General features: G+C 66.4%; 5 protein-coding genes. 3 read left to right on the top strand and 2 right to left on the bottom strand.

The genetic code is table 11. The features are described 5' to 3' along the window. Window positions 1-608: 608 nt before the first annotated feature. Together ACWGIH_RS43415 and ACWGIH_RS43410 are read left to right on the top strand one after the other, a co-directional pair. Window positions 609-842 (top strand): hypothetical protein, encoded by a 234-nt coding sequence (locus tag ACWGIH_RS43415; RefSeq protein ID WP_453452045.1) that lies wholly within the window; start codon window positions 609-611, stop codon window positions 840-842. Window positions 843-847: 5 nt separating this feature from the next. Next, the gene (locus ACWGIH_RS43410; RefSeq protein ID WP_453452046.1) at window positions 848-1,492 is read left to right on the top strand and encodes a helix-turn-helix domain-containing protein; all 645 of its coding nucleotides are present in this window, start codon (window positions 848-850) and stop codon (window positions 1,490-1,492) included. A gap of 145 nt (window positions 1,493-1,637) precedes the next feature. Here ACWGIH_RS43410 and ACWGIH_RS43405 read toward each other — a convergent pair whose 3' ends face one another. Beyond that, window positions 1,638-1,928: a hypothetical protein gene (locus ACWGIH_RS43405; protein WP_453452047.1), complete on the bottom strand. Its 291-nt coding sequence runs from the start codon at window positions 1,926-1,928 to the stop codon at window positions 1,638-1,640. 157 nt (window positions 1,929-2,085) lie between these two features. Beyond that, the gene (locus tag ACWGIH_RS43400) at window positions 2,086-3,054 is read right to left on the bottom strand and encodes a hypothetical protein (protein WP_453452048.1); all 969 of its coding nucleotides are present in this window, start codon (window positions 3,052-3,054) and stop codon (window positions 2,086-2,088) included. 218 nt (window positions 3,055-3,272) lie between these two features. On the opposite strand from ACWGIH_RS43400, the gene ACWGIH_RS43395 reads away from it, so the two are divergent. After that, on the top strand, window positions 3,273-3,554 hold the full coding sequence (locus ACWGIH_RS43395) for a hypothetical protein (RefSeq protein ID WP_453452049.1): 282 nt from the start codon (window positions 3,273-3,275) through the stop codon (window positions 3,552-3,554). Window positions 3,555-3,641 lie beyond the last annotated feature (87 nt).

Raw genomic sequence — 3,641 nt, 5'->3', positions numbered from 1 at the left:
GGCCCGCATCTTCGATGCGGGCCTTCGCCGTATGTGCATGTGACCTCGGTCACACACCAGGTTCCTGCTGCGAATAGGGACCTGAGCGAAATCGTCCGGGCTAGGCGGACTGGTCTCGACATCTACTATCCACATCAACTGGCTGGCTGGCCAACCGCCACGGACGCTCTGGGACGGGTCAGGACAGCCTAGGACAGTCAGATTGGGCGTCACTGTCCAAGCGGGCGCTGACAGGCAGCTTTCCTGCCGTCGATCAGGACTACGTCAACAGCATTCAAGGACGTTCTTGGACACTCCTGGACGGTCTCGGAGCGGCTGCAGCGGTAGGCGGGTCCTCCATGTCCTGCATCGGGGCGTGGAGCTATTGACCGACCGAACAGTTAGTGGTTGCTGGCTCCAACTCTCCTCGTGAAAACGGAAGTTGCTCCTCTCATCACCGTGCCGCCATGCTCAAAACAGGGCCGCGCGGTGCTGCCCCAGGGGTCTGCGAAACCCCTTCTTAGCGTCCGGGCTAGGACGAACCTCACGGAGGTCTCTTCATGTTGTGGCTCTACACGCAGGGCGGTTGGGCTCTCCGGCCTGCCACTCAGACGGCGAACGGATGCGTTGTGCGTCCCCCCGCCCAACGCCCCTTCGGTTTCGGTCGGATTCTGGGCACCGTCGCCGCACTCGCGGTCACGATCATCGCGCTTGGCGAACTCTGGATCCACGGCCACGCCGTGGAAGTAGCCGGGGCCCTCTGGGCCGCGCTTCTCATCGGAGTCGCCGACAAGACGTCCACCGCGCTCGCGCGACCGATCGTCCGTTTCTTCGGGCGGCTGCAGCACCGAGAGCGGCGGTGACCGCGGTGGCAACGATCCAGAGAATCAACGACAGGCTGGCGGCATCCGCACTGTCGCAAGCTCTCAACGAACTGCGAGCTAAGCAGGGTGCGACATCGCTGCGGACACTGGCGAACCGTGCCCAGATGAGCCCCCAATCGATCCACGCGTGGCTATCGGGCAGTGCGCTCCCTCGGCGCGATGCCCTCCTGAAGTTCCTGGCGGCTCTGGATAGTGCACCTGACGACACTGCCCGGATCGTGGGGCTTTTGGATCAAGCACTCGGGGAGCGGGGGCAAGGCCGAAGCGAGACCGTGTTCCGCAGCGACATTCCCTTGCCTCAGTTTGGACAGCCGGACCCGCTGACGGTGGCCACGCCGGCTCAGTTCGTCGAGGCCTTGCGTGCCGTCCGGATCTGGGCGGGTTCACCGTCGCTGCGGACACTGGCGGACCGCGGCCGGAGTCGCCTGAGTAAGAGCAGTATCGGGGCCATGCTCAACTCGGAAGAGCTGCCCAAGTACGACCGGTTCGTGGCGTACTTGCACGCCTGCGGGATCCGGGAAACCAACCTGGACGTGTGGGTATTCACCTGGCGGCGGCTGAAGGCGCTGCAGGGGCCCGAGGCCCAGTGGATGCCAGGGCTTACGTCCACTGCGACGTCGTTCAGGTAGTCCCGACAGTGCGACACGCCAAGGGCGGCCCCTCGTTCGAGGGGCCGCTCGGCGTCACAGCTGTGGGCATATCTGTGACACCAACAGGCGCCCGAGGCCCGATCTGACGGGGTGTGGTGCTCACAGTGACCGCCGTCAAGGCGGCTCAAACAGGACCGAGCTGGTAGCCCTCGGGCAAGTAGTAGGCCTGCCTGAGAAATGCGGCCACATCCTCAAGCGCCCTTACGTAACCGGCGCTGTGACGCTCCTCGTCGCTGGAGCCCTTACCCCTCTCCTGCTCCCGCCCTGCCCACTGATCAAGGTGCATAGCAATGTGTAGGTGGTTGCGGTAGAGCGCAGCATCCTCGCCCTCAAGGGCAGCCTGCGATCGCCCCTCGTCCCAGTCTGCGAGTGCGGTCTTGTCGAAGTCGAGCAGTTCTTGATCAGAGTGGCGCATTGATCCCCTCTAGCCGAATGGTCGATAACTGACGTATATGGGGAGCTTATCCGGGAACCAGACGGGGTGAGCGGCCGAGCAGCAGGAGGCCTCTCTCCCTCAGCGAGAGAGGGAGGGAGGCTCAGAACGATCCGAGTGGCCCGTCGAAGTCCGGCTCTCAGGCAGCTGCGGTCAGCTCTCCCGGTCCCTTACGTGCGTCAAGGACCAATCCGCGGCCAGCCTGCAGCGCGTCCACTGCCCGTGCACCCACCGGAAACTGGCGTCGGATGAGGCACCAGATGCTGCATATGTAGGCCATGAGCAGGGCGGTGGTCTCGTTCTTGCGCGGGTCGCAACGTGCTTCCTCGGGGATGCCGAAGGCGTCGAGTAGGTCCCGGAGGTCGTTCCGGGCCTCGTCAAGCTCGGTCCGGCTCACTGAGACGGTGCCCTCCTGCAGGGCGTGGGCTTGTGCGTCGAACAGCTCGTGCAGCCGATGGCCGGTGAGCTTCTCGACTCCGAAGGCGAACAGCAAGACCTCAAGGGTCTGCCGCGCGCTCTGCGGGAGTTCGTCTTCGTAGACCCCTACCGCTACCAGCCATCGCTCGATCGCTTCGTCGTCGGCCCCGCGCAGCACGCCTCCCCACAGAGCGGTGAGGATGTCGCGCCAGATGTCGCGGGGCGCGTCGTGGCCGTGGGCTCGGAGCCGGGCTCGCATCTCGCGCTGCATCTGCTGCCAGTGGCGGCTGCTGTGGCGCGTCATCAGCCGGGCCATCACCTCGGCTGCCTCGAACGCGGGGTCGAGCTCGAAGCCCTCCGGCACTGAACAGGCCTGTGCCTCCTGCTGGAACCTGTCCACAATCTCCTGGATCAAGCGGGTGCCGGTCTCCCGCAGGGCCCGGGTCAGCACGGCGTCCTTGATCGGAGCGCCGTCGTACCAGGCGAGCACGGCCAGCTGTACCCACCCCCGGCCGCGGCGGGCGTGGCGGCCCATCGCGATGGCCAGCTCCCGGCTGCCCTCCGGCAGCAATGAGCTGCTGCCGGTCTTGCCCTGCCAGGCCCGGGTCGCTCGTGGGAGCAGGCCCCACTGCCGCCACCGCTCCAGTTGGGCGGTGCTCACCGTCACGCCGGCCGCGCTTACCTCGGCCATCAGTTCCCTGTCCGCCCGGCTGGGCGCGCTTCGTGGCATAAGTAACGAAGCTACTGCACTGCACTGACAACGCTGCGGGGTCAACAACGCGGGGGTGCAACGCAGTTGGGCTGCTGCACCCCCGCGTTGTTGACCCTCTTTCGGCGGCAGGGAGGTTCCTACCGTCGACAGAGGACGACGGCGCCCGCCGTCACCGCCCCGGAAAGGAATCCCCGTCCATGGCGCAGACCTACGTGCGTGGCCATCTCCGCAACGGCCGCTACGTCCGCCCGCACTACCGCACCGTTCACCGAGGCACGGGACCGCAACGCCGAGCCCAGTACCGGACGGTGTACCGGTCCGTCGGCACGGCTCGGCCGAATCGTTCGGGTGCTGCTGCCGTAGGTGGCGGCGGCCTGCTGCTCCTGCTGCTCATATTGCTGCTGGTCGCGGCGAACAGCGGCAGCAGTAGTGAACAGCCCGCACCGAAGCCGACGTCGAGCCCCTCAGCCTCGCGTTGAGTGGGCTGGCACTCCACAACGGACCGTTGTGCGGAGACCGGCTGGCCCTCGCCCTGTGCTTCGGCCCCGGCGCCTCGACCAGGCGCC

Source organism: Streptomyces sp. NPDC054872 (assembly GCF_053610705.1).
This window is presented reverse-complemented; position numbering and strand designations above follow the sequence as displayed.